Raw genomic sequence first — 26,315 nt, 5'->3', positions numbered from 1 at the left:
TCTGTCGCATCCGGCATGCGAGAATCGCGCGATGATCAGACCTCTTCTGTTGCTCGCATTGACCGCGCTTTGCGCCGCCTGCACCCATCGCACGCCTGCATCGGCCGGTAGCGCGAGCGGCGCTGTACCGACACAGCTGCGCATCGCCACCTACAACACCTCGCTGTACTCCGACGAGGCCGGCGGCCTGGTGCGCGAACTGCAGGGCGACAGCGCGCACGCACGCAAGATCGCCGCCGTGCTGCAGCGCGTGCGCCCGGATCTGGTGCTGCTCAACGAATTCGATTTCGATCCCGACCACCGCGCGGCCGATCTGTTCCAGCAACGCTACCTGCAGGTCGCCCAGCCGGGCGGCGGCGAACCGTTGCGCTACCCGTATCGGTATCTGGCACCGGTCAATACCGGCGTGCCGAGCGGCCTGGACCTGGACAACAACGGCAGCATCGGTGGCGATGGCCGCTCGCGTGGCAACGATGCCTGGGGCTATGGGCTGCATCCTGGCCAATACGGCATGCTGGTGCTGTCGCGGTATCCGATCGATGCGCAGGCCGTGCGCAGTTTTCAGTTGCTCAAATGGAGCGCGCTGCCGGGTGCGCTGCGGCCGCTGGATCCGGGGACCGGGCGTTCGTTCTACAGCGACGCGATCTGGGCGCAACTGCGCCTGTCGTCAAAATCGCATTGGGACGTGCCGGTCCGCACGCCGCTCGGTGTCGTGCATGCGCTGGTCTCGCACCCGACGCCGCCGGTGTTCGATGGCGCGGAAAAACGCAACGCAGCCCGCAACCACGACGAGCTCGCGCTATGGCGTGCGTACCTGGACGACGCGGCCGACAGCAAACGCTGGTTGTGCGATGACAAGGGAATCTGCGGTGGCCTGGCGGCCGATGCGCACTTTGTGATCCTGGGCGATCTGAACAACGACCCGATCGATGGCGCCGGCCGCCACGAAGCGATCAGCGCATTGATCCATCATCCGCGCGTGCTGCAATACCCCACCCCGCGCAGCGACGGCGGCCCGGAAAAGACCGCCGAATACGCCGCGCAAGGCATCGTGCACACCGGCGACCCGCACCAGGTCACCGGCGACTTCGGCCCGCAGGCCGGCACCATGCGCCTGGACTACGTGCTGCCATCGCACCGGTTCACCCTGATCGGCAGCGGCATCTTCTGGCCGGCCAGCACCGCCCCGGAGGCAGCGATTGCCGATGGCAGCGACCATCATGCGGTGTGGGTGGATGTCGGCTTGTAGCCGGAATTGGCGAGTTGTGTTGTGAGGCAACGTCGGGTTGTTGGAATCGGTCTTACTTCCCGAGCCGGCATGACGGGGATAGCGAGCGCACGCACAGCGCGAATCAGCCTCGTCGCACACCCACGCCCGCCGCATGGCGACGAGGGATCGCTCGCACGCCTGCCTTCAATGGTGATGGCAAGCGTATCGGTACATGCCGCAGCTGGCGTTCGGAAAGAAGTGCAACACCGGGCTGCACTCTTTCAAGCGAGGCGCTGCTCAGTCCTGCAACTGAATCGTCAGCGCCGCAGCCGCCAAACGCGCTTTCTCGCGTGCCGCATCGACACTCTCTGCGCGCGCCAGGGTGACGCCGACACGGCGGTGGCCGTCCACGCGCGGTTTGCCGAACAGGCGCAGGGCGGTGTCCGGGTCGCGCAATGCAGCGGCAACGTTGTCGAACACCGGCACGCCAGTGCCGTGGGCGAGTAACGCACTCGACGCCGACGGGCCGCTCTGGCGGATCACGCCACCGTTCTCGGCACCGACCGGCAGGCCGAGGATGGCGCGGGCGTGCAGCGCGAATTCGCTCAGTTCCTGCGACACCAGCGTCACCAGCCCGGTGTCGTGCGGGCGCGGCGAGACTTCGCTGAACCAGACTTCGTCGCCCTTGACGAACAACTCCACCCCGAACAGTCCCCAGCCACCCAGATCGTCGGTGATGGCTTTCGCAATCTCCTGCGAGCGTTGCAAGGCGGCGGCCGACATCGGCTGCGGCTGCCAGCTTTCGCGGTAGTCGCCGTCCTGCTGCCAATGCCCGATCGGATCGCAGTACGAGGTGCCGCCGGCATGCCGCACGGTCAGCAAGGTGATCTCGTAATCGAAATCGATGAAGCCTTCGACGATGCAGCGGCCGGCACCGGCACGTCCGCCGGTCTGCGCGTAATCCCAGGCCGCATCGATGTCGGCCTCGCTGCGCAACGTGCTCTGACCCTTGCCCGAAGACGACATCACCGGCTTGACCACGCACGGCAGGCCCACTGCGGCGATCGCCTCGCGGTACTCGGCAGCGGTGTCGACAAACCGGTACGGCGAGGTCGGCAGGCCCAGGGTTTCGGCAGCCAGGCGACGGATGCCTTCGCGGTCCATGGTCAGGCGTGCGGCGCGCGCGGTGGGAATCACGCGCTGGCCCTGATCGCGCTCCAGCGCCACCAGGGTTTCGGTATGGATGGCCTCGATCTCCGGCACGATCAGATGCGGCTGCTCGGCGGCGATCAGCGCGCGCAGTGCGGCAGGATCGAGCATGTCCAGCACGTGCGAGCGATGTGCCACCTGCATCGCCGGTGCATTGGCGTAGCGATCGGCGGCGATCACCTCCACGCCGAAGCGCTGCAGCTCGATCGCCACTTCCTTGCCCAGTTCGCCCGACCCCAGCAGCAACACCCGGGTGGCGGAGGGCGATAACGGCGTGCCGAGAGTAGTCATGAGCGCGGGTCCAGATCGGAAGGGGGCGGCCATTCTAACGGGCGGGCGGCACGACCGCCGGTCGGAAACCAGTCGAATCTTGATATCAATCTGATATCTTTTCTCCACACCCATCAAGGATGCCCCACCATGAAAGAGAAGTCGCTCGGCTCCGTTCCAGGCATTCCGGTGATCGCCGCAAGTGTCGTCGTGCTGCTGCTGGCAGCCGCGGCGCTGATCGCAGCCGGCATGGGGTTGCTGCCGATTCTGAGCATGCTGCCGGCCATCCTGATCGCCACCGGCAACGTGTTCGTGCTGGCCGGCCTGTACACCCTGGAACCGAACCAGGCGGCAGTGCTGAGCCTGTTCGGCAAGTACGTCGGCACCGTCAAGGACCAGGGCGTGCGCTGGAACAGCCCCTTCTATGCCAAGCGCCGGGTCAGCCAGCGCGTGCGCAATTTCGAGAGCGGGCGGCTCAAGGTCAACGAGCTCGATGGCAGCCCGATCGAGATCGCCGCGGTGATCGTGTGGCAGGTCATGGATGCATCGGAGGCGGTCTACAACGTCGACGATTACGAAAGCTTCGTGCACATCCAGTCCGAAGCGGCGCTGCGCGCGATGGCCACCAGCTATCCCTACGACCAGCACGAAGATGGGCAGATTTCGTTGCGCAGCCATCCGGCCGAAATCAGCGAACAGCTCAAGCGGCATCTGGACGAACGCCTGACCCAGGCCGGCGTGGACGTCATCGAAGCGCGTATCAGCCACCTCGCCTACGCACCGGAAATCGCCCAGGCCATGCTGCAGCGGCAGCAGGCCAATGCGGTGATCGCCGCACGCACACGCATCGTTGCAGGCGCCGTGGGCATGGTGGAAATGGCCTTGGCCGAGTTGCAGAAAAGCGGCGTCGTGCAGTTGGACGAAGAGCGCAAGGCGCATATGGTCAGCAACCTTCTCACCGTGCTGTGTTCTGATCGCGGCACCCAACCGGTGGTCAACGCCGGCTCGCTCTATTGAGGTCAAGCAATGAATGTCATGGTGCCGTTGGTGGTCGCTCTGTCCGGTTTGCCCGCGCTGGCGATCGCCGCCTCCATCGGTGCGGACGACGACGATCGCGCGCGCGGCCTGGGCCTGCGCTGGGCCTTGATCAGCCTGGTGATCCTGATCGGTGCCGCCTGCCTGTACTGGGCCGGCGACAACCGCGCCGGTATCTACGCAGTGGTGATCGGCATGATCATCGGCGTCAACGTCCTGATCGTCTCGATGGTCATGCACCTGCGCCGTCACAGCGGCCGCGGTGAGCGCGAGTGAGCGAAAAGAAGGCCTACCCGCTGCGCATCAACGCCGATGTGCTGGCAGCCGTGCAGCGCTGGTCCGACGACGAACTGCGCAGTCTCAATGCACAGATCGAATACGTGTTGCGCGATGCGCTGCGCAAGGCCGGGCGGCTACCGAAGCCGCAGGGCGACAAGGAACCCTCGGCATGACCAGGCCTGTGGGCTCAGCCACCATCGCGCTGGCACACGCAATCGTCGGCGACATCTCACGTAATGACCGCCGGGGCGAATCAATCGCTCGGAGCTACTCGAGTGAGGAGACGACCACGCTTGTCATGCATCCGGCACCGGGTATGGCGCTGCCGGCATCCGTGGCGTTGAAGAAGAAACTCTGAGATGGCGACACGTTCGGACCAACCCAAAGGCAGCGACACAGCGCCCAAAGCGCACACCGGGCAACACCCGCAGCGGCGCCGACGCGACTACGCCGCGGCACCGGCGACGCGCTGGGGCCTGGCAGTCTGGCTTTGGCTACCGCTGTCGATCACTGCTGGCCTCATCAGCATTGCGCACGCAAGCAGTCATGACCATTCCGGTACGCTGGTGGTGCATCTGGGCATCCTGCTGGCAGTGGCGGTGGCGTGTACCGTTGCGCACGCGCGACGCAGCATCCAGCTGGACGACGCTTGCCTGATCGTCCGCTCGACCTTCTTCACCAAGCGTGTGCCGCTAAGCGCAATGCGCCTGGACCGCGCACGCGTTGTCGACCTGGCCGAACATACGGCGTTCAACTCCGGCCTGCAGTTGCTCGGCTTCGGCTACCCGGGTTTCAAATCGGGGCATTACCGCAGCAAGTCCGCAGTCAGAGGCTTTTATCTACTCACCCACTCCAGGCGCGTGCTGATTCTGCCGTTGCGCGACAACAGCCTGGTGGTGCTCAGCCCTGAGCAGCCACACCAATTGCTCGGTGATTTACGAGCGACTGACAGAACGTAGCGAGCAGTCATCAAGCAGACGTAGACGAACCGCGATTTACGAGTGGCACATGCCAACTCCCAGCACCGGCCGTGCAGACCCGGCCGCTACGCGGTCGTTTTTGTTGGCTGTTTTCACGCCAGCTGGCCGTACGCCACGCTTAGCCCTACCCTGTCGCAATGCGCACAACGCCGTCCCTGCTGTTCAACACCACCGCCATCGAGCTGGTACCGGCCGCCCTGCTGCGTGCCCGCAGCAATGCCGACGCCCGCGTGCTGGCGCAGGCCGACTGGCTGCTGCGGCGCAAGCGCGATGGACGCTATCTTGCCGCGCAGCTGCCGCACGGGCTGATGCCGCTGGTGCCGCGGCTGGCGCGCGAGCCCGGCCTGGACGAGGCACTGGACCAACTGCAAAACGCGACCGTTCGAAGTCGCCAAGGCCACGCAGGCATTCTTGCGGTCGACGGCTTGCAGCATCGCCTGACGCAGCTCGGGCTTGTTGCCGATGACTATGTGCAACGCACCGGCCTGCGCCTGATCGCCGAACCGGCAACGCTGCAGTACGCCGGGCGCGATCGCTTCGGCCGGCCGCTCTGGCTCAGCGCAGGCGCCGCGCGTGCATGGATGCAGATGCGTGCGGCCGCGCTGCGTGCGGACATCGTGCTCGATGCAATCTCCGGCTATCGCAGCCACGATTACCAGCTTGGCATCTTCGAACGCAAGTTCGCACGCGGGCTGACGCTGGACCAGATTCTGGCAGTCAACGCCGCCCCCGGCTTCAGCGAACACCACAGCGGCGACGCACTCGATATCGGCACTCCTGGCGAACCCCCGGCCGAAGAATCGTTCGAAGCCACCGCTGCATTTGCCTGGCTGGGCAGTCACGCGCAGCAGTTCGGCTACCGCCTGAGTTATCCACGCGACAATCGGCATGGCATCGTCTACGAACCCTGGCATTGGTGTTGGCACGCGCCATGAAGCCTGCCGCACGCTGTGTCATCGCCCTGGCAGGTCCAACGCGTGAGCGCGCGCGCTGCATCGCCATCACCTCCATTGCCTGCCGATCCCCCCGGCTGTGGTCCGACGCAACAGTCGGCCGGCTGCCGCCCGCCGCCACCTGATTCCCAACCCTGCTGGAGACATCCGCTTATGGACGAGCACATCGATAGACAGCGCCGCACCGCCACCGCCGCGCTCCTGGGTGCCGGCGTTGCGCTGACCATGCCAGGATGCGGCAAGAGCCCCGACTCATCGCTGCAGGTCACCGATATTGCCGGCATCGATCGCCCCACGGTGGCACGCATCGCGCGGCCGCGCAGCGTGGACGAGGTGGTCAGCCTGCTACGCAGCAGTACCGGTCCGGTGTCCATCGGCGGTGCGCGCTACAGCATGGGCGGGCAGATCTCTTCGCCCTCTTCGCTGCACCTGGACCTGCGCGAGCTGGTCGGCCTGGTGCATCTGGATGTCGCTGCCCGACGCATCCGCGTGCGTAGCGGCATGCGTTGGCGGGACGTGCAGGACCTGATCGACCCACATGACCTGGCAATCGCGGTGATGCAGAGCTACAGCAACTTCAGCGTCGGTGGCTCGATCGGGGTCAATTGCCATGGCCGCTACCTGCATGCCGGGCCGATTGCGCACACGGTGCATGCCTTGCAGCTGGTGGACGCAGGTGGCCAGATAAACGAACTCAACCGCACAAACACGCCGGAGCTGTTCTCCGCTGTCATTGGCGGCTACGGCGGGCTAGGCGTGGTCACCGAAGTGGAGTTGTCGCTGACACTCAACGACATGCTGGAGCGGCGGGTGGAACACGTGGCGTTGGACGACTACCCCGCCTTCTTCGCCGACCGTATCGCCGCCGACCCACTGGCGGTGATGCACAATGCCGACCTGACGCCGCCGCACTTTGATCGCCCATTGGCAGTGACCTGGGTCAGCAGCGATGCCCCGCCAACCGATGCCAGGCGCCTGATTCCGCGCGACCTGGACTACTCCCGCGAACAGAATCTGATCTGGGCCGCATCGGAACTGCCGCTGAGCAAGTCGCTGCGCGAGCGCTATCAGACCGCGCCGCTGCTGCAGACGCCGGTAGTGATGCGTCGCAATTGCCAGGCCAGCCTGGATGCACGTTCGCTGGAACCGCGCACGCGGCGCATGTCCACCTACCTGCTGCAGGAATATTTCGTGCCGGTGCCTGCATTTACCGCATTCGCGCGCGAAATGGCGGCAATCCTGCGCCGCAACGATGTCAACGCACTCAATATCTCGATCCGCCACTCGCCTGCCGATACGGTGTCAATGTTGCGCTGGGCACCGCAGCCGGTGTTTTCCTTCGTGCTCTATTACAAGCAGCGCAGCGGCAGCTCGCCTGACAAGGCAACGGTGGCCTGGACCCGGCAGTTGATCGATGCGGCGCTGGCGCAGGGCGGCCGCTACTACCTCCCCTACCGGTTGCATGCCAGCCAGCAGCAATTTTCCGCCGCTTACCCGGAAGCCGGGTCTTTTGCGAGCGTCAAAAGGAACATCGATCCAGAGCGTCGCTTCCGCAACCACTTGTGGGACAAGTACCTGCCTGGCTGAGCAACGCCGGGCACCGGACGCCCCTGATACCGTTCTCCACCCGCTCGCGCCGGCGTGCGCGCTTGTACATCCACCCGGTGTACCTATTCCTGTGAGCGCGGGGTCGGCACTTTGGACGCGACGCTGAAGTCGGCGATCTTCCATAGATAAAACGCGGCGTAGGTGCGATACGGGCCCCACCGTTGGCCGCGCTCGGCAAGCTCCTTTGGCGTGGGCATCTGCTCCTGTTTGTCCACGCGCTGGGCGCCCTTGCGCACACCCAGGTCGTCGATGGGCAGCAGGTCCGGGCGGCCCAGGCGGAACATCAGCATCATTTCCACCGTCCAGCGGCCGATGCCGCGTACCGGCACCAAGGCCTCGACGATGGCGTCGTCTTCCATGAGGGCGAGTCTGCGCAGCGAAGGGATTTCACCCAGCGCTTCGCGCCGGGCAAGATCGCGCAGTGCCAGTGCCTTGTTGCCGGACACGCCGCAGGCACGCAGGGCGGCATCGTCCACGCGCCCCAGGGTGTCGCCGTGCAGCCGGCTCGATCCGATCGCCGCCTCTACCCGCGCCACGATCGTGGACGCGGCCTTGCCGCTCAGTTGCTGGAACAGGATGGCACGCGCCAATGCGTCCACCGGGTCGAACGGTTTGCGCCAGCCCGGCTGCGGCGCGATGGGGCCGATACGCTTCATCCACGCGCCCAGCGCGCGGTCGCGCCGGCTCAACTGCGCGAACGCCGCCTCCACATCGAACCCGCGGGCGTGGCGTGGCATCTCAGCGCCGCAACGCGCCGATCGCCAGCACCACCCAGCCCAGCATCAGGCTGGTGCCGCCGATCGGTGCCAGGCTGGTCGGCCAGTGCAGCAAGGCACCACCGACCAGGCTGCCGGCAAACAGCAACGTGCCGAGCAGCAGCAGGTACAGGCCGACCCGTCCGAACGCACGCGTTTCGGTGGCACCCAGCACAACCAGCACGGCGCCATGACCGAATGCGTACAGCGACGCCAGTTGCAGCCGCGACTGCACCAGCGCGTCGGTCACGCCATGCGAGGCATAGGCCGACAACCCCACGGCGACGGCGGCCAGCAAGCCTCCGAAAAAGGCCAGCAACGAGGGATGTTTCTTGCGACGATCGAGCAAAGACATACGGGCAACTTCCTGGCAGCGCCGTGGCGCAAAAAAAACGCGCCGCAAGGCTGCGGCGCGTTTTCGTCTGGCTCACGTCATCGTGGTGAAGCGATTACTTGATGGCCCAGTAGACGTCGTAGGTACCGTCCTGCGTGAACGACTTGTCCACGCCGCCCTTCCACGACTCGTACGGACGCTCGGTCACGTCATTGCCGCTGGTGGCAGCCCAGGCACGCAGGGAGCTACGCACTGCATCCAGGCCGGCCATATGGCCTGCGTAGGTTGCAAATGCCGAACGGTGCGCCTTGGTGCGCTCGTACTTCACCGGTGCTTCGGACGGGATGTTGAGCTTGAGCTCTTCGCCCGTTGCGGCAACCGGCGTCGCGTCGACCGGCGCAGCAGCAGCGGCGTCGTCCTTCTTGGCATCGGTCTTGGCGGTGTCGGTCTTGGCATCGGCCTTCGGCGCGCCACCGGCACGCTTGCGGACCGGCTGCACGACGTCGAACGCGTACTTGTCGGTGGCAAAGTCGGTGGTGACGATCCGGACCGGACCAGCAGCTTCCAGGCCGTTGGCGTCCATCACGCGCTTGATCCACTCCTGGTTGTCCTTGATCGACTTCTTGATCGTCTCGTTGTCGCGATCGATGTTGCCTGCGGTGACGACCAACAGGTCCTCGGCCGGCACATCGACGAGCTTGAGATCGCTCAACACCGGCTTGCCATCCAGCTGCGCGCGGTAGTCGAAGTTCGGCACGGTGGCCAGTGCGGTGGCCAGACGCGACAGACCCAGCTTCAGGTCGTCGCCCACGTGGCGGCTGACATACAGGCCGGCGTAACGACCGAACAGGTTCCAGCCGTACTTGACGCTGTAATCCTGGGTGATCTTGACGTTCTTGTTGTTCTTGCCGGTCGGAGCCAGGGTGAAATTGGTGACCTTGTCGTAGCCCTTGGTGGGATCTTCGATCGCGATCTCAACACGCTCGTTCTTGACGGTGTTTTTGATTTCCCAGCTGCCGTTGCCGATATAGCCCTCGGTGGAGCTGTATTCGACGCGTGCACCCTTGCCCTCTTCCGGGCCGGCCAGCTTCAGCTGGATCTTCGGGTCACGCAGCACAAGCGGGTTCCAATCCTTGAAACGACGGAAGCTGTTCACGGTGTCGTAAACAATCGTCATTCTGCGGTTGGTCTCAACACTCTCGGACATCTGCCGCTCCGAGGGCAACACCAAGCCCACCACGACAAACAAGCCAGCCACGATCCCCAAGGCGATCAGGAACTCGATAATACGGGTCATTCAGGAGGTCTCCGGGGCCGATCCCACGGCCGGGTTGAGTGAAGCGAAGCCACCATCCTAGCAGGCTTCGAGAAAGATGTTCAGTTGTGCGACGGGTAGCGCGGTCTTGCGGTGTCATCCAGCGCGCGCAACGCCGTTGCGAAACTGCGCAATCCCAGCCTGCGCAAGGGTTTGCGCCGATTGCGCGCAGTCATCATGCACATCGTGCGCTGCGTCCGTGTGATGCCGCATCAGTCAGAGGGACGAACGGCCGCATCGCCGTCCACGCGGCGCGGTGCAGTTGCGTCACGGGCGTGCAGGACCGCGACGCCACGTCGCGCCGCACTTTGGACGTCAGCGCATTGCGACGGCACGGCCGTCAGACCAGTGCAACTCGAACGCCTTGAGCACCGCGCGGGTACGGTCGCGCACGCCCAATTTGGACAGGGTGAGCAGGCGCCGCCTGCAAGCCGCAGGCTTGCGCGCCTGCGAACGCCCGGCGCGCTGCGCCGGGCGGGACATCCTGCCGTCAGACCAATTGCAACTCGAACGCCTTGAGCACCGCGCGGGTACGGTCGCGCACGCCCAATTTGGACAGGATGTTGGACACATGATTCTTGATGGTGCCCTCGGCCACGCCCAGCGAATTGGCGATCTCCTTGTTGGAAAACCCGCTGGCCATCAGCCGCAGGATCTCGGTCTCGCGGTCGGTCAGCGGATCGGGCCGGTCCAGGCTGACGAATTCGTTGCGCATGTGCTCCAGGCCCGACAGCAGGCGCTGGGTGACCGCCGGCTGCACCAGCGAGCCGCCGTCGGCCACGGTGCGGATCGCGCCAACCAGCTGTTCCAGCGAGACATCCTTGAGCAGGTAGCCCTTGGCGCCGGCCTTGAGCCCGGCCAGCACCAGCTGGTCGTCGTCGAAGGTGGTCAGGATGATGGTCGGCGGCAGGGTGCCGTTGCGCGACAGCATCTGCAGGGCTTCCAGGCCGGACATCACCGGCATGCGCATGTCCATCAGCACCACATCCGGCTGGATCTGCGGAATCTGTTCCACCGCCTGCTTGCCGTCCGAGGCCTCGGCCACCACCTCGATGCCGTTATCCAGCGCCAGCAGCGAGCGGATCCCCTGGCGCACCAGGGTTTGGTCGTCGACCAGGCAGACACGGATCATCAGAACACTCCTTGGGTAACGGCCGCAGGCATCAGTGCCGGCGCGCCTGGAACGCAGATGCGCAGGCCGAAGCCGTCGCCGCGCCGGGTTTGGATTTCCAGCTTCCCACCATACTGGCTGAGCCGCTCACGCATGCCGCGCAGGCCGTTGCCGGGCGCCACCGCATCGGCGCCATGGCCGTCGTCGCGGGCGTCGATCAATACGGTGTCGGCATCGCGACGCACCTGGATCCACAGGTTGCGCGCGCCGGCGTGGCGCACCGCGTTGGTGATGATTTCCTGGGTGCAGCGCAACAGCACATGCGCCCGCTCGGGGTCGTCCAGGGTCAACGGCTGGGCAATGTCCAGGTGGATGTCCAGCGAGGGAACCTGGGTCACCAGCGGGCGCAGCGCCGCCTCCAGATCGATGGCGCCACTGTCGCGCAGATGGCTGACCGCCTCGCGCACGTCGGTGAGCAGCAGCTTGGCCAGGGTGTGCGCCTGGCGCACGTGCTCCTGCGCCTGGCCTTCGGTGATGTGACCGGCCACCTCCAGGTTGAGGCTGAGCGCGGTGAGGTGGTGGCCGAGCAGGTCGTGCAGTTCGCGCGAGATGCGCGTGCGCTCGTTGATGCGCGCGCTTTCGGCCAGCAGCGCCCGGGTGGCGCGCAGTTCGGCGTTGAGCCGGCGCTGTTCTTCGCGCGCTTCGGTCTGTTGCCGGGCGACCAGGCTGGTGACGAAGATGAACATCGAAAAGCCGCCGTACAGCAGCGACTGCATCAGGGCGCCGGAGACCGGGAACCCTAGCAGCAGATGGTAGACCGGCAGCACCGCCAGCTGGCTCAGCACCAGCCACACCACCCCCACACGGAGCGGCAGCAGCCAGGGGATCACCCCGGCAGCCACCATCATCAAGATGCTGCCGAGGCCGGTTCGGGTGAGATAGCTGACCGCCAGCGCACAGACCGTGAGCAGCAGCAGGATCAGCCGGTCGTACCAATGCGCATGGCCGCCGCTGCTCAGGCCGCGCGTCAGCCAGAAATAGCTGCCCCCAAAGCCGACGAAGAACGCCGACATCGTGGCCGCCTCCAGCACGCTGCGGTGATCGCCCTCTTCGGCGGGCGCCCAATAGATGAACACCAAGGGCATGGCGATCATCGCCCAGGTGAACAGGCCGGCGAAGCGCAGGACGCGCGTATGACTGAGGTATCCCAACATGCTGGCATCTTAGGCCCAAGCGCCGCCGCTGCCCTCTTGCCGGAAGTCATGCATGCACGTGTTCGCCTGCACGCGCCTGCCGGCAAGGCCGGGTTTGCGCCTGCGCGCTGCCTTGGCGCAACGGCGACCTGCCCGCCGTGGTCCACGCGGCGGGTCGCCGCTTCAGGCCCCGCATGCAATAATCCGACGCAGATCCGATTTCGGGTCGAGAGCGTTACCCCACGGAGTCCCAATGTCGATCGTCATCCGCGACGTGCGCGAGCACGAGCTCGATTCCGTCCTGGCCCTGAACAACAATGCCGGACTGGCGATCCTGCCGCTGGATTCAAACAAGCTGCAACGCTTCTACGAGCATGCCGAATATTTCCGGGTCGCCGAGCGCGACGGCAACCTGGCCGGTTTCCTGGTCGGATTCGGCAGTGGCAGTGCCCATGACAGCAGCAATTTCGCCTGGTTCCGGGACCGTCATCCGGAATTTTTCTATATCGACCGCATCGTGGTCGCCAGCCGCCGTCGCGGCGGTGGCGTCGGGCGGGCGTTCTATGCCGATGTGCAGAGCTACACCGAGCTGCGCTACCCGCAGCTGGCCTGCGAGGTGTTCCTGGACCATGGCGCCGATGCGGCGCTGCTGTTCCATGGCAGCTTCGGCTTCCGCGAAGTGGGCCAGAACACCATGCCCGACGTGGATGTGCGCGCGAGCATGCTGATGAAGGACATGAGCAGCTATCCGTGGGTCAAGGAGACCTATGGCGGCACGTTGCCCGAGCACTTGCCGTGGGTCGGCCGGCCGCGGCATGCCGCCACCGACAATCCATCGACGGGGAGCTGAGCGTGTCGAGTGTGAATGTGGATTTTGAACAGGCCGGCGAACTGAAGATCGGCCAGGTGGGCATCGCCAACCTGCGCGTGCGCACCCTGGATGTGCCGCGCCTGGTGCAGGAAATGCGCGAGCGCGTGACCCGGGCGCCCAAGTTGTTCGGGCGCGCGGCGGTGATCCTGGATTTCGGCGGCCTGTCGCAGGTGCCGGACGTGGGCACCGCCAAGGCGCTGCTGGATGGCCTGCGCGCTGCGGGCGTGCTGCCGGTGGCGCTGGCCTACGGCACCAGCGAGATCGACCTGCTGTCCCAGCAGCTCGGCGTGCCGTTGCTGGCCAAGTTCCGCGCGCAATACGAACCGACTGCGGTCAGCCCGCCACCTCCTCCGCCGCCGGCACGCGCCGAACCCGCAGCGCCGGTCGCGCGCCCGGCGCCAGGCCGCATGCAACGCAACGCGGTGCGCTCGGGCCAGCAGCTGTATGCGGAAAACTGCGACCTGACCGTACTCAATACGGTCGGCGCCGGGGCGGAGGTCATCGCCGACGGCAGCATCCATATCTACGGTACCCTGCGTGGCCGCGCTCTGGCCGGCGCGCAGGGCAACCCGGACGCGCGCATCTTTTGCCGCGACTTCCACGCCGAACTGGTCGCCATCGCTGGCCACTACAAGGTGCTGGACGATGTTCCCATGGACCTGCGTGGCAAGGCCGTCCAGGTCTGGCTGGAGCAGGACCAGATCAAGATCGCTGCGCTTGATTGACGCGGCCCAACCACAGAAACATTCGGAGAAATCCTTTGGCTGAAATCATCGTAGTCACCTCCGGCAAGGGCGGCGTCGGCAAGACCACCACCAGCGCGAGCCTGGCCTGCGGGCTGGCGCGGCGCGGCAAGAAGGTCGCCGTCATCGACTTCGACGTCGGTCTGCGCAACCTGGACCTGATCATGGGCTGCGAGCGGCGCGTGGTGTACGACTTCGTCAACGTCGTGCACGGCGAAGCCACGCTCAAACAGTCGCTGATCAAGGACAAGCGCTTCGACAACCTGTACGTGCTGGCCGCCTCGCAGACCCGCGACAAGGATGCGCTGACCCAGGACGGCGTGGAGAAGGTCCTCAAGGACCTGGCCGCCGACGGCTTCGAGTACATCGTCTGCGACTCGCCGGCAGGTATCGAAAAAGGCGCGTTCCTGTCGATGTACTTCGCCGATCGCGCCGTGGTGGTGGTGAACCCGGAAGTGTCCTCGGTGCGCGACTCCGACCGCATCATCGGCCTGCTCGACTCCAAGACCCGCAAGGCCGAAGAAGGCAAGACGGTGCCGGCGTTCCTGCTGCTGACCCGCTATAGCCCGGGCCGCGTGGAAGGCGGCGAGATGCTCAGCATCACCGACGTGGAAGAAGTGCTGGGGCTCAAGGCCATCGGCGTGATTCCCGAATCCGGCGACGTGCTCAACGCCTCCAACAAGGGCGAGCCGGTGATCCTGGATGCCGAGTCCCCGGCCGGCCAGGCCTACGACGACGCGGTCGCCCGCATCATGGGCGAAGAGCGCCCGATGCGATTCACATCCGTGGAGAAGAAAGGCTTCTTCAGCAAGCTGTTCGGAGGGTAAGCATGGGCCTGCTCGATTTTCTCAAGAGCAAGAAGAACACCGCCGAGACGGCCAAGAACCGCCTGCAGATCATCATTGCGCAGGAGCGCAACCACCGTGGCGGGCCGGATTACCTGCCGCTGCTGCAGCGCGAATTGCTGGAAGTGATCAAGAAGTACGTCAACATCGACGCCGATGCGGTGCGGGTTGATCTGGTCAAGGACGGCGAGCACGACGTGCTGGATATTTCTGTCGCCCTGCCGGAAGACGGCGACAAGTAACGCGGTCGTTGCCGCCAGCGTGCGGGCCATCGACGCTCGCGCGCTGGGTGGCAATGGCCCCATCAACATCACGACGGTACCGTGTTCGCACGGTACCGTTTAGGTATCTCCCCCATGGCGCGCCCTGCAGCGCGCCCGACCGCGAGCGACTGCGCGTGACGTCTCATCCTGCTTCCCCATCCGATGCGTCCGCGGTGCTGTGCGTGGCCGATATCGGCCTGGACGCGCCGGCCGCCCTGCTCGGCCGGTATGGCCTGCGCCTGCATCGCGTGGACGCGGGCGCGGCGATCCCGGGCAGTTTCTGGGGCGAACCGGAGGCGGGCATCATCGGCTGCGATGTCTATGTGCGCGACGACACGCCGGTGCACTCGATGCTGCACGAGGCCGGGCATCTGATCGTGCTGCCCGCCGACAAACGCGCCGCCGTGCATACCGATGCCACCGATTCGGTGGATGAGGAAGACGCCACCTGCTACCTGCAGATCCTGCTGGCCGAGCAGCTGCCGGGCGTGGGTAGCGCGCGACTGATGGCCGACATGGATGCCTGGGGCTATACCTACCGATTGGGATCCACCCGCGCCTGGTTCGAGCAGGATGCCGAGAACGCGCGCAACTGGCTGAGCGAACGCGGACTGCTGCCGGCCTGAGTTGGCCACTGCCTGCCCCTCGATGGCAAGGCGTGGCTTGCCTGATGCCGACCAGCATGCGCAGCCTCTGTACGGCCACGTGGCGCACCTCGACGGGCTGCGCCTGCAGTGCCCTAGGCGTGTGTCGGCGCGATTGCCGTCGTGGCACCGAACAGGTCCAGCGTTGCGACCGTGCCCTGCCCTGCATCGGATTCCAGGCTGAGCTTCCAACCCAGGTGTTCGCATAGCCGCCCGATCAGCTCCAGGCCGATGCCATTGCCCTGCCGTGCATCGCCGCGTGCCAGGCGCGCATAGATCGCGCTGATTTCTTCTGGTGTCATGCCGTGGCCCGGGTCGGAAATGCGTACCACGCCCGGCGCCGATAGCGCGATGCGGATGATGCCGCGGTCGCTGTTTTCGATCGCATTGCGCAGCAGATTGCCGATGGCGGTCTGCACGATGGCGACCGGGGCGGTGAGGCTGCACGGCGGCATCGGCTCGATGACCAGTTGCAGATCCTTGTCTGCACACAGATGCGCATGGTCGGCGACGATGTCCGGAATCAGATGGTCCAGCCGCACGGTGTCGCTGCTGCCCACCAACCGGCCAGGGTCTTTCGCCAGCACCAGCAACAAGGTGATCAGTTGCTCCACCGACGCGCTGGTCTGTGCGATGCGCTGCAACTGATGGCGCACCGCCGGCGGCGTGCCGGGCTGCTCCAACGCCAGTTCCACCGCATTGCCGATCACCGCGATCGGCGTGCGCAGCTCATGGCTTGCGCTGTCGATGAAGGCGCGTTCGCGCTCGACGAACTGGCCGTTGCGCTCCAGGTAATCGTTGAGCGCATCGGCGATGACGTACAGCTCGGCGCTGCCCTGCGCCCCCACCGCAACCTGTTGCGCGCGCCGCTCCGGACGCAGCGCACCGATATCGCGGGCCAGCTCCACCAACGGGCTCACCAGTCGGGCCATTGCATAGGCGCCCATCAGCAAGGTGATGCCGATCAGGGCGACGCCGGCGGCCAGCATCCAGCGGGTGAGAAATTTCTCCAGCGCTTCGAAATCGGTGATATCCAGCACCAGCGCCAGACGGCCTGCTTGCGCGGTGTCGCGCACCATCACCGCACTCGGGCGGCCATCGACGTCATGCTCATGCAGGCCAGGATGCAGCGTGCGCAAGACCGGCGGCACGGCCTTGCCGCCGTCCAGGCGATACAGCCGCAAGGTGTCCGAATCCTGCCAGTGGTAGCCGGGACTTTGCGCGCTGCTGTCCAGGATGCTGTCCAGTTCGGAGTTGAGCAGCGAGCGCCAGACGCCATGCTCGGCGCGCTCGTGCAGGTATTGCGCGGTGCCGAACACCGCCAAGGTCATCAGCAAGGTGTAGCCGAACAACCACACCATGACCCGACGTCCCAGCGGGCGCGGCTTAGCCATCGGCGCAATCGCTGCTCGTCGGTTCGCTGGCACCATCGAGCTCTGCCAAACGGTAGCCGAGCCGTGGCAGGGTATGGATCAGCTTCTGCGCGAATGGGCCGTCCACGCTGCGACGCAGCTCGTAGATATGCGAGCGCAGCATGTCGCCATCGGGCGGGTCGTCTGCCCACAGCGACTGCTCCAGACGTTGCCGGGTGACGGCGGCCGGGCTGGCCTGCATCAACACTTCCAGCAGTTTGCGGCAGGCCGGATACAGATGCAGCACCTGGCCGGCGCGGGTGGCTTCCAGCGTGGACAGATCCAGGCGCAGGTCGGCCACCTGCAGCAGCTTGCCGCGGCGGCGGCCATTTGCACGCGCAAGCAAGGCCTCGATACGCACTTCGAGCTCGGGCAGCGCAAACGGCTTGGTCAGGTAATCGTCCGCACCGGCGCGGAAGCCGGCGATCTTGTCCGGCAATTCGTCGCGTGCGGTGAGCATGATCACCGGCAGTTCGCAGTGGTGCTGCTCGCGCAGGCGGCGCAACACCTCCGGCCCGTCCATGCGCGGCATCATCCAGTCCAGCACCAGCACGTCGTAGTGCTGGGTGGTGGCCAGGTGCAGGCCGGTGACGCCATCGGGCGCCGCGTCCAGGGTATGCCCGCGCGCTTCGAAATACTCGAACAGGTTGGCGACCATATTGCGGTTGTCTTCGATGACCAGCAGCCGCATGCGGCGGTTTCCAGAGCGGCCCGACAGGGACGGTGTGCGCATCCTAACCGAGGCGAGCCGAACTCGACCGATCCCGGCGGCCTTGCGCGCATTCCGACAAAATTCCGACCTGCTTGCCAGCTATGGTTCTGCCCCTTTTAATCGGGGCATGCACGTGTCGCCTGCCAGCTCTGCCTCTCTCTCCCGTCGGCGCGTGCTGCTGGCGGCGTTGCTGCTGATCGTTGTCAGCTTGCTGGCCGGGCTCGGGCTGCGCCAGCCCAATCCGCCGGACGAGCCGCGCTTCGTGCTGGCCGCCCGCACCATGGTCGACAGCGGCCATTGGCTGCTGCCGCATCGTGGCAGCGAGTTATATGCAGAAAAGCCGCCGGTGTTCATGTGGCTGCAGGCGGCGAGCTACGAGCTGGTGCCGCACTGGCCGGTCGCGTTTCTGCTGCCCTCGCTGCTGGCCGCGCTGGCAACGCTGTGGCTGACCTGGGACATGACGCGGCGGCTGTGGAACCGGCGCGTGGCCGGCTACGCGGTGCTGGCGTTGTTTGCGGTACTGCAGTTCGGCCTGATGGCCAAGCGCGCGCAGATCGACATGGTGCTGGTCGCGCTGACCACGCTGTCGCTGTGGGGACTGCTGCGGCATGTGCTGCGCGGGCCGGACTGGCGCGCGTGGATGCTGGGGGTGTTCGCCGCCGGCGTCGGCACGGTGACCAAGGGGGTCGGCTTCCTGCCGCTGCTGCTGTTGCTGCCGTGGATGGCATTGCCGCGCCGGCACTGGAGCGTGCTGCCGGCACGTGCGCAGGCCGGGCGCAGTTGGCTGCTGGTGTTGCCGGCCTTTCTGGCGGGTACCGCGGTGTGGTTGGGGCCGCTGGGTATCGCGCTGCTGCAGAGCGATAACCCGCAATTGCACGCCTACGCGCACGAGCTGTTGTTCAAGCAGACCGGCACGCGCTATGCGCACGCCTGGCACCACGTCAAACCGTTCTGGTACTACCTGCAGGTGATCGCCACGCTGTGGCTGCCGGGCTGCCTGTTGTTGCCGTGGCTGCTGCCGGCATGGTGGCGCCGGCTGCGCCGCGGCGACCCGCGCTATGTGCTGCTGCTGGCGTGGAGCGTGCTGGTGCTGCTGTTCTTCAGCGCCAGCCCGGGCAAACGCGAGGTCTACATCTTCCCGATGCTGCCAGCGCTGTGCATGGCGGCGGCGCCATTGCTGGCCGGGCTGCTGCGCCGTCGCAGTGTGCGTGCGCTGCTCACCGGCTATGTGCTGCTGCTTGCGCTCGCCGGCCTGAGCCTGGGTGGCGGCATTGCGCTGCACCTGCATTGGGCCGAAAACACCGCGCTGAAGCGCGGCATGGAGCTGGCGTCGTTGCAGTCGGTGGGGTTCTGGCTGATCGGCCTTGGCATCGTCGGCCTCACGGTGGTGGCGTGGTCGCGCGGCCGGCGCACCGGAACCACGGTGGTGGTCATGACGGCGGCGCTGTGGATCGTGTACGGCCTGGGCTTGATGCCGGCACTGGATCCTTACAGTTCGTCCGCGCGGCTGATGCAGCGCGTGGGCCAGCGGATCGGCCCGGATGCCGAGTTGGGCATGCTGGCCTGGCGCGAGCAGAACCTGCTGCAGGCCGACCGCGCAGTGACCGACTTCGGCTTCAAGGCGAGTTGGCAGCAGCAATGGGACAAGGCAGGCCCGTGGCTTGCGCAGGCGCCGGAAAAACGCTGGTTGTTCGTGCTCAAGCAGGCTGTACCGCCATGCATCGATCCGGCGCAACGCATCGATATCGGCGAGTCCAATCGCAATCAATGGCAATTGGTGCCAGGCACGGCGTGGCACGCCGGTTGCATCGCTACTGCATCCGACACCGAACAAACCGGTAGCGACGGCGATACAGACTGAATGCTCGGTGTCGATTAACGACTGAGCAACTCCGGTCCGACCGCTCTCCGACATCCGGGTTTCGAAGATGCCGGTCAATGACACAGGCCGACATCCCGATGAGTACGCTTCCCGTCCATGCGCCCGTCCTGGCGCACACCGCCTCTGATGCGCGGGCGCGCTTTTTTGTGCGCCATCTGTGGATGCCGCTGACGGGTGTGCTGTTGCTCAGCGCGTTGTTGATGGGCGCCGGCGGCGACCAGTGGATTGCCGATGCGCTGTACCGGATGGAAGGCGGGCACTGGCTGCTCAAGGACCACTGGTTCACCAGTGGCGTGATTCATCGCGTTGGTAAATGGTTGAGCACGGCTGCAGGTGTCAGCGTCATTATTCTGGCGGTGGCGGCCTGGTGCAGGCCGCGTCTGCGCGTACTGCGTTGGCCGCTCACCTATCTGGCCGCATCGGTCGCCTTGTCGACCTCGCTGGTGTCGTTGTTCAAGTCGTGGACGGCGATGGATTGCCCCTGGGATTTGAGCCGGTATGGCGGTACGCAGGCAATGATCGGGCTATTCGAATCGCGCCAGGGCATTGCCGCGTCCGGTTGTTTTCCGGCGGGCCATGCCAGTGCCGGATACGCCTGGGTTGCGCTGTATTTCTGCGCGCTGTCGCTGCGTCCTGCGTGGCGCGTTCCAGGTTTGTGCGTCGGCTTGTCTGCAGGTCTCATTTTCGGCGTTGCGCAGCAACTGCGCGGCGCGCATTTTCTCTCCCACGATGTATGGTCGTTGGCAGTGTGCTGGCTGACGGCACTGGCGTTGTACTGCGTGATGCTGGCACGGCCGCATCGCGCGTCTGATTCGATGTTGTCATCGGGGGATGCAGCATGAGCACCTGGTTGCCGGAACCGCGCGGGCGCACCAGCACGCGTGCGCTGACATGGAGTACCCGGCCGACCGTGTCGACCGAAGCGCTGGTGTTGCTGTCGAGCCTGTTTTTCGCATTGGTGTGCAATCAGTTGTTCTGGCGCACGGCGATGGCCACCCACCCGGGCAGTATCGGGTTTGCGATTTCGTTGATGGCGCTGCTGGTCGCCGTGCACGCGCTGTTGTTGGGTCTACTGGTATGGCGCTGGAACGCCAAGCCGCTGCTGACCCTGCTGCTGTTCACCACCGCGCTGGCTGCGCACTACATGGACAGCTACAACGTCTATCTGGATGCGGACATGCTGCGCAACGTGCTGCATACCGACCACAAGGAATCGCGCGAGCTGCTTACGCCGGGGCTGATCTTTCCGCTGCTGTGCTACTTCCTGATTCCCACCGTGCTGCTGTGGCGTACGCGTCTGCGTGCGCGCAGTGCCGGCAAGTCGCTGCTGGTCCGGGTGGGATTCCTGCTGGCCGTGGCGGTGGTGGGTGCCGCCGGCACCATGGTGTCGTCGCAGGACATTTCGGCACTGATGCGCAATCACCGCGAAGTGCGCTACCTGGCCACGCCGATCAACTACATCGTCGCATTGCGCCAGAACCTCAAGTCCGAGTCGCCGATCAAGCGTGCGCCCAAGCAGCCGATCGAACACGATGCCACCGCAACGCCGCGCGCTGCTGGCAGCCGCCCGCGCCTGTTGCTGCTGGTGCTGGGGGAAACCGCACGTGCGCAGAACTGGGGCCTCAACGGCTATGCGCGCCAGACCACGCCGGAGCTGGCGCAGGCAGGGGTGATCAATTTCCCGGACATGCATTCGTGCGGCACCAGCACCGAAGTCTCGGTGCCCTGCATGTTCTCGCCGTTCGGCCGCCGCGATTACAACGAAGACATGATCCGCGGCCACCAGTCGTTCCTGCACGTGCTTGAACATGCCGGTATTTCCACGCTGTGGCGCGACAATCAGTCCGGCTGCAAGGGCGTGTGCGAGGGGCTGGACATGCAGAAGCTGGATGACGCCACCACGCCAGGCCTGTGCGCCGACGGCCGTTGCATGGACGAAATCCTGTTGCGCGACCTCGCGGCGCAAGTGCGCGCCAAGCCCGGCGACCGCGTGGTGGTCCTGCATCAACTCGGCAGCCACGGCCCCAGTTACTTCGAACGCTACCCGGCGCAGTTCGAGCGCTTCAAGCCGGTGTGCAGGACCGCCGACCTCGGCAGCTGCAGCCGCCAGGACATCGTCAACGCCTACGACAATTCCATCAGCTATACCGATCACTTCCTCAATCAGGCCATCCATACCTTGCGCGGCCTGTCCGACTACGACACCGCCATGATCTATCTCTCCGATCATGGCGAATCGCTGGGCGAGAAGGGCCTGTATCTGCATGGCGTGCCGTATGCCATCGCGCCGAAGGAGCAGACCCACGTGCCGATGGTGATGTGGTTCTCGCCGGAATTCGCGCGTGACCGCGGTCTGGACGAGACCTGCCTGCGCCATCGCGCCGGGCAATACACCGACCAGGACGCGCTGTTCCCGTCGGTGCTGGGCCTGATGCAGGTCAAGACCAGCGTGTATGCGCGCGAACGCGATGTCTTTGCGCAGTGCACCGGCAAAGGCTGAGCGTCTTGGCACCGCCAGCGGCGGGATCCACCGCCGCTGCGTGGCATCGGCGGCGGCACCGCTTGCCGTGAAGCATTGCTTGCCCTGAAGCCTCGCGCGCTCTAGCCTTCGCCGGACTTCACTGCAAGGACCACCCGTGAATCCTCGTCTGCTGTTGCTGGCACTGGCTGTGGCCGCCGGCACGTTATCGCTGTCGGCCTGCCGCAAGGACGCTGCGCCGCCGGCCACGCCGGCCGCGACCAAGACCGCGCCTGCCGAAAGCGCCGACCAGTTCGTGGCGCGTATCAGTGCCGAGTACAAGGCCGCCTACCCGGAAGTCACTGCCGCGCAGTGGCTGTCCTCGACCTATATCAACGGCGACTCGCAGCTGCTGGCTGCCAAGGCCAACGAGCGTTCGCTGGCGCAGCTGGATCGCTGGATCGAACAATCCAAGCGCTATGTCGGCACGCCGATGTCGGCCGACAGCGCACGCGCACTGCAGCTGCTCAAGCTGATGAGCGCCCTGCCCGCACCGCGCGACCCGGCCAAGCTGGCCGAACTCACCCGCATCGCCGCCAAGATGGAAGGCGACTACGGCGCGGGAAGTTACTGCGTGGGCGATGGCGAACAACGCCGTTGCCGCCAGCTCGGCGAGCTGGAACAGGTCCTGGCCAGCAGCCGCGACTACAACGAACAACTCGATGCCTGGCAGGGCTGGCATGGCACTGCCCAGCCGATGCGCAAGGACTACCAGCGCTTTGTCGAGCTGGCCAACGAAGGCGCGCGCGGCAATGGCTTTGCCGATGTCGGGGTGATGTGGCGCAGCGGCTACGACATGCCGCCGGCACAGCTGGCCAGCGAGACCGACCGGTTGTGGGAGCAGGTCAAACCGCTGTATGCGCAGCTGCAGTGCTACGCGCGCGGCAAGCTGGACACGCAATACGGCAAGGACAAGGGCGAGCTGGCCGGCGGCCTGTTGCCTGCGCACCTGATGGGCAATATGTGGCAGCAGGACTGGAGCAATCTGTGGGATCTGCTGCAGCCCTACCCCGGCGCCGGCGATCTGGACATCACTTCTGCGCTGGAAAAACAGTACCAGGGCAATCTGAGCGCGGTGCTGGCGCGCAACACCGGTGGCGACGGCGGGACGGCCGCACGCTTCAATGCCGAGCGCGAGGCGCAATTGCGCACCGCCCGACAGATGACCGAGCGCGCGCAGGATTTCTACACGTCGCTGGGCATGCCCAAGCTGCCCGATACCTATTGGCAACGCTCGCAGTTCATCAAGCCCCTGGACCGCGATGTAGTCTGTCATGCCAGCGCATGGGACATGAACATGGGCGGCGAGCCGACTCAGAACATCGGTGCCGATGTGCGTACCAAGATGTGCATCAAGCCCACCGAAGAAGACTTCACCACCATCTATCACGAGCTCGGCCACATCTATTACGACCTGGCCTACAACCCGCTGCCGCCGCTCTTCCAGAACGGCGCCAACGACGGCTTCCACGAAGCGATCGGCGACACCATCGTGCTGGCGATGACGCCCAAGTATCTGCAGTCGATCGGCATGGTCGGCGAACAGCAGGCCGGGCGCGAAGCATTGATCAATTCGCAAATGCGCATGGCCTTGAGCAAGGTCGCGTTCCTGCCGTTCGGCTTGATGATCGACCGCTGGCGCTGGGGCGTGTTCGATGGCTCGATTCCGCCGGAGCGCTACAACCAGGCCTGGTGGGAACTGAAAGCCAAATATCAGGGCGTGGCGCCGGTGACCCCGCGCGGCGAGGAGTTCTTCGATGCCGGCGCCAAATACCACGTGCCGGGCAATACGCCATACACGCGCTACTTTCTGGCGCATATCCTGCAGTTCCAGTTTTACAAGGGGCTGTGCGATGCGGCCGGGCATCAAGGCCCGTTGTACGAGTGCAGCTTCTACGGCAACAAGGACGCCGGACAGAAATTCTGGTCGATGTTGCAACGTGGAGCGAGCCAGCCCTGGCAGACCACGCTGAAGGAACTCACCGGCAACGAAAAACTCGACGCCGGCCCGATGCTGGAGTACTTCGCACCGATGAGCGATTGGCTCAAGCAGCAAAATCAAGGCCAATTGTGCGGCTGGCAAGCCACTGCGCCTGCTGCCGCAAGCAACACGCCCGCGCCTGCCACGCTGCACTGAGGCGCCGATGTCGCTGCGACATGCGACGGCCATCGCCTTGGCCGCCGCATCACACTTCTTTGATAAACGCCAAAAACGTCGGCGATATACTGCGCGCCCGCCGCACAGGCGCAGCATGCAGGAAGCATCCCAATGAGCAACGCCTCCACCGGCCCGGACGCGCGCGATGTGGACCGCAACACGCAGTTCATCGACGATGCCAACGATCGCGCATTCGACCCGACCTACAGCAGTTCCAACAGCGAGTACGCGGCGACACTGGGGAGCGGCACCGTCTCAGCCAACCCGGCAGAACAGTCGGCCAAGTATTCGCATGGCAACGCGCAGAGCAGCGGCTCGCTGAGCGCAGGCATTCTCAGCGATGCAGACGCCAAGACCACCACCTTCAGCCTTGAGGCCGACGCGCAGACCGGTCTGCAGCAACGCCTGCAGTCCAAGCTCGGCGACAGCAAGCTGAGCCTCGAGGCTGGCGCCAGTGCCGGGCAGCGCATGCGCTACGCCCTGACGCTGCCCGGTGTCGACCAGCCGCTGGAAGCCGCCAGACAGGTCAATCCGCTGCAGCCGGAGAGCCTTCCGGTCGGCGCACGCGCGGTGATGGACGCCCAGACCTTCGTGCAGCACGAATCCTCGGCGAGCCTGCGATCACTCACCGCGCAGAGCCAGATCACCGAAGCCAGCGGCCGCAGCTCCATGATCGAGCGCGTCGACGAGCGCCACGTGCGCGTGGTGACCGGGCCGAATGCGGCCATCGAGGCGGTGAACGCGCTTGGTGTCAAGGCCGGACCGGCGCAGGCCCTGCTCGGGCGCGCCGACTCCCTGGGCCAGTCGCAGGTACACAGCGCGCAGTTCGACCTGGCCGATCCGCGCGCACGCGCGGCGATGGGCGAATTCGTGCGCGAGGGCAGGCTTGCAGCGGACGTGCCCGGCGTCGATGAGATGCAGACGCTGGAGCGGATCAATTTCAGCTCGCAGCAGCGTCTGCAGCTGGAGCTAGGCCCGCTCAGCGCCGATGTCGCCGGCAACCGCAACCAAGGCAGCCAGGTGCGCATCAGCACGCCGGGCCAGGAGGGCTACACTCTGGTGCAGCAGCTGCAATACGGCGACAACGTGCCGCTGACGATCGTGCGCCAGTACGACGGCAATCAGACCGAACGCGTGGAGCAGCGCAGCTACCGTTTCGAGATCGATGGCGACGTGGCCGCGCCGGGCTTGTTGCAGCGCCTGGGCGGGCGCAACGAGGCCAGCGAGGAAAAGGCGATCGCGCAGACCCTCAACAGCGCGTTGCGCGGCGAGATGACGGGGACCGGCGAAATCGCGCCAGGACAGAAGACCACGCTGGAATTGAACGAGGCGCAGATGCAGGCGCTGCTGGAGCAGACCCGCGCCAGCGTCGACGCCAGCAGGATCGGCGGCAGCTCCCTGAGCTCGCTGGTCGGCGATCGCAACGCCCCGGCGCAGTCGCCCGAGCAGTTCGCGATCGCGATGGTCCGCAACGTGGGTGGATCGCCTTATGCGTTCGCCGAGCGGCTGCAGCGCATCGCCGACGGCGCCGACGGCACCTACGACGGCCAACTGCAGCGTATCGATGCCACCGTACTGCCGCGGCCGACCGACGCTGCCCCGGCGCTCCCGGACCCGCGCGATGCAACGCATCCGGATCATGCCCTGCTGCAGCAATGCACTGCGGCGGTGGAGCGCCTGCAAGCGGCACCGGGCCCGGCAGCCGGGATGGACAGCGAACGCCTGGCCCTGGGGTCGGTGGTGGCCGCACGCGAGAATGGCTTGCAGCGGGTCGATCACGTGCTGCTCGGCAACGATCCTGCGCGTGGCTTCGTGGTGCAGGGCGCACTCGACTCGCCCGCGCATCTGCGGGGCAGCTTCGATGCCAAGGCCGTGCAGGAGGAGCCTGTCGCAGCCAGCCTGCAACGGCTGCAGGCGCTGGAAACCGGCACGGAGCGCGATGCCGCGGCGCAGGCGCAGGTGTCGCAGGAAACGCAGCGGCAGGCACAGGCGCGCTGAGACGGCGCGCCTGTGAG

25 protein-coding genes are annotated in these 26,315 nt (G+C 65.8%); 17 read left to right on the top strand and 8 right to left on the bottom strand.

Going from position 1 to position 26,315, the window contains the following annotated elements:
• Position 1 precedes the first annotated feature (1 nt).
• Positions 2-1,249, top strand: coding sequence for an endonuclease/exonuclease/phosphatase family protein (locus Y887_RS13055; protein ID WP_084726027.1), 1,248 nt, complete (start codon positions 2-4; stop codon positions 1,247-1,249).
• A gap of 258 nt (positions 1,250-1,507) precedes the next feature.
• Here the strand turns inward: Y887_RS13055 and purT are convergent, their stop codons facing one another.
• Positions 1,508-2,710 carry a formate-dependent phosphoribosylglycinamide formyltransferase gene (gene purT, locus Y887_RS13050; RefSeq protein WP_046964743.1) on the bottom strand — a complete coding sequence of 401 codons (1,203 nt, stop codon included), beginning with the start codon at positions 2,708-2,710 and terminating at the stop codon, positions 1,508-1,510.
• Positions 2,711-2,839: 129 nt separating this feature from the next.
• Between purT and Y887_RS13045 the strand changes: the two genes are divergently transcribed.
• The 6 genes from Y887_RS13045 to Y887_RS13015 all read left to right on the top strand — a co-directional run bounded on the left by Y887_RS13045 (position 2,840) and on the right by Y887_RS13015 (position 7,523).
• Positions 2,840-3,706 carry an SPFH domain-containing protein gene (locus tag Y887_RS13045; RefSeq protein ID WP_046964742.1) on the top strand — a complete coding sequence of 289 codons (867 nt, stop codon included), beginning with the start codon at positions 2,840-2,842 and terminating at the stop codon, positions 3,704-3,706.
• Positions 3,707-3,715: 9 nt separating this feature from the next.
• Positions 3,716-4,000 (top strand): hypothetical protein, encoded by a 285-nt coding sequence (locus Y887_RS13040; RefSeq protein ID WP_011036335.1) that lies wholly within the window; start codon positions 3,716-3,718, stop codon positions 3,998-4,000.
• Entirely contained in the window at positions 3,997-4,176 is a 180-nt protein-coding gene (locus Y887_RS13035; protein WP_046964741.1) for a type II toxin-antitoxin system antitoxin, read from the top strand. Before Y887_RS13040 ends, Y887_RS13035 begins: the two co-directional genes overlap by 4 nt.
• 186 nt (positions 4,177-4,362) lie before the next feature.
• Positions 4,363-4,962, top strand: coding sequence for a PH domain-containing protein (locus Y887_RS13025; protein ID WP_046964739.1), 600 nt, complete (start codon positions 4,363-4,365; stop codon positions 4,960-4,962).
• A 158-nt stretch (positions 4,963-5,120) separates the two neighbouring features.
• Positions 5,121-5,918 (top strand): M15 family metallopeptidase, encoded by a 798-nt coding sequence (locus Y887_RS13020; protein WP_046964738.1) that lies wholly within the window; start codon positions 5,121-5,123, stop codon positions 5,916-5,918.
• 171 nt (positions 5,919-6,089) lie between these two features.
• A complete protein-coding gene (locus Y887_RS13015) occupies positions 6,090-7,523 on the top strand; it encodes an FAD-binding oxidoreductase (protein ID WP_052764998.1) in 1,434 nt (477 codons plus the stop codon).
• Between the two features lie 83 nt (positions 7,524-7,606).
• Here the strand turns inward: Y887_RS13015 and Y887_RS13010 are convergent, their stop codons facing one another.
• From Y887_RS13010 to Y887_RS12985, 5 genes are all read right to left on the bottom strand, one after another.
• Positions 7,607-8,281, bottom strand: coding sequence for a DNA-3-methyladenine glycosylase family protein (locus Y887_RS13010; RefSeq protein WP_046964737.1), 675 nt, complete (start codon positions 8,279-8,281; stop codon positions 7,607-7,609).
• Between the two features lies 1 nt (position 8,282).
• Entirely contained in the window at positions 8,283-8,654 is a 372-nt protein-coding gene (locus Y887_RS13005) for a DUF423 domain-containing protein (RefSeq protein ID WP_046964736.1), read from the bottom strand.
• 94 nt (positions 8,655-8,748) lie between these two features.
• The gene (locus Y887_RS13000; protein WP_046964735.1) at positions 8,749-9,930 is read right to left on the bottom strand and encodes a polyketide cyclase; all 1,182 of its coding nucleotides are present in this window, start codon (positions 9,928-9,930) and stop codon (positions 8,749-8,751) included.
• Between the two features lie 508 nt (positions 9,931-10,438).
• Complete coding sequence (locus Y887_RS12990) at positions 10,439-11,080, bottom strand: response regulator (protein WP_005990002.1); 642 nt, start codon at positions 11,078-11,080, stop codon at positions 10,439-10,441.
• On the bottom strand, positions 11,080-12,273 hold the full coding sequence (locus tag Y887_RS12985) for a sensor histidine kinase (RefSeq protein WP_046964733.1): 1,194 nt from the start codon (positions 12,271-12,273) through the stop codon (positions 11,080-11,082). Before Y887_RS12985 ends, Y887_RS12990 begins: the two co-directional genes overlap by 1 nt.
• A gap of 232 nt (positions 12,274-12,505) precedes the next feature.
• On the opposite strand from Y887_RS12985, the gene Y887_RS12980 reads away from it, so the two are divergent.
• The 5 genes from Y887_RS12980 to Y887_RS12960 are packed head-to-tail and all read left to right on the top strand — an operon-like array spanning position 12,506 to position 15,600.
• Positions 12,506-13,102: a GNAT family N-acetyltransferase gene (locus Y887_RS12980; RefSeq protein WP_046964732.1), complete on the top strand. Its 597-nt coding sequence runs from the start codon at positions 12,506-12,508 to the stop codon at positions 13,100-13,102.
• Between the two features lie 2 nt (positions 13,103-13,104).
• Positions 13,105-13,848 (top strand): septum site-determining protein MinC, encoded by a 744-nt coding sequence (minC, locus tag Y887_RS12975; RefSeq protein WP_046964731.1) that lies wholly within the window; start codon positions 13,105-13,107, stop codon positions 13,846-13,848.
• A 35-nt stretch (positions 13,849-13,883) separates the two neighbouring features.
• On the top strand, positions 13,884-14,693 hold the full coding sequence (gene minD, locus Y887_RS12970) for a septum site-determining protein MinD (RefSeq protein WP_046964730.1): 810 nt from the start codon (positions 13,884-13,886) through the stop codon (positions 14,691-14,693).
• Positions 14,694-14,695: 2 nt separating this feature from the next.
• Complete coding sequence (gene minE / locus Y887_RS12965) at positions 14,696-14,953, top strand: cell division topological specificity factor MinE (RefSeq protein WP_005994583.1); 258 nt, start codon at positions 14,696-14,698, stop codon at positions 14,951-14,953.
• 53 nt (positions 14,954-15,006) lie between these two features.
• Positions 15,007-15,600, top strand: a complete 594-nt coding sequence (locus tag Y887_RS12960; RefSeq protein ID WP_425445608.1) for a hypothetical protein — start codon at positions 15,007-15,009, stop codon at positions 15,598-15,600.
• A gap of 113 nt (positions 15,601-15,713) precedes the next feature.
• Here the strand turns inward: Y887_RS12960 and Y887_RS12955 are convergent, their stop codons facing one another.
• Entirely contained in the window at positions 15,714-17,012 is a 1,299-nt protein-coding gene (locus Y887_RS12955) for a sensor histidine kinase (RefSeq protein ID WP_046964728.1), read from the bottom strand.
• Positions 17,005-17,721, bottom strand: a complete 717-nt coding sequence (locus Y887_RS12950; RefSeq protein WP_046964727.1) for a response regulator transcription factor — start codon at positions 17,719-17,721, stop codon at positions 17,005-17,007. The genes Y887_RS12955 and Y887_RS12950 overlap by 8 nt, the downstream gene beginning before the upstream one ends.
• Positions 17,722-17,869: 148 nt before the next feature.
• Between Y887_RS12950 and Y887_RS12945 the strand changes: the two genes are divergently transcribed.
• The 5 genes from Y887_RS12945 to Y887_RS12925 all read left to right on the top strand — a co-directional run bounded on the left by Y887_RS12945 (position 17,870) and on the right by Y887_RS12925 (position 26,298).
• A complete protein-coding gene (locus tag Y887_RS12945) occupies positions 17,870-19,603 on the top strand; it encodes an ArnT family glycosyltransferase (RefSeq protein ID WP_046964726.1) in 1,734 nt (577 codons plus the stop codon).
• 98 nt (positions 19,604-19,701) lie between these two features.
• Entirely contained in the window at positions 19,702-20,466 is a 765-nt protein-coding gene (locus tag Y887_RS12940) for a phosphatase PAP2 family protein (protein ID WP_046964764.1), read from the top strand.
• Positions 20,463-22,124 carry a phosphoethanolamine transferase gene (locus Y887_RS12935; RefSeq protein WP_046964725.1) on the top strand — a complete coding sequence of 554 codons (1,662 nt, stop codon included), beginning with the start codon at positions 20,463-20,465 and terminating at the stop codon, positions 22,122-22,124. Before Y887_RS12940 ends, Y887_RS12935 begins: the two co-directional genes overlap by 4 nt.
• A 136-nt stretch (positions 22,125-22,260) precedes the next feature.
• Positions 22,261-24,279 (top strand): M2 family metallopeptidase, encoded by a 2,019-nt coding sequence (locus tag Y887_RS12930; protein ID WP_046964724.1) that lies wholly within the window; start codon positions 22,261-22,263, stop codon positions 24,277-24,279.
• 132 nt (positions 24,280-24,411) lie between these two features.
• Positions 24,412-26,298: an XVIPCD domain-containing protein gene (locus Y887_RS12925; protein ID WP_046964723.1), complete on the top strand. Its 1,887-nt coding sequence runs from the start codon at positions 24,412-24,414 to the stop codon at positions 26,296-26,298.
• Positions 26,299-26,315 lie beyond the last annotated feature (17 nt).

It is taken from the genome of Xanthomonas pisi DSM 18956 (assembly GCF_001010415.1).
GTDB lineage: Bacteria > Pseudomonadota > Gammaproteobacteria > Xanthomonadales > Xanthomonadaceae > Xanthomonas > Xanthomonas pisi.
This window is presented reverse-complemented; position numbering and strand designations above follow the sequence as displayed.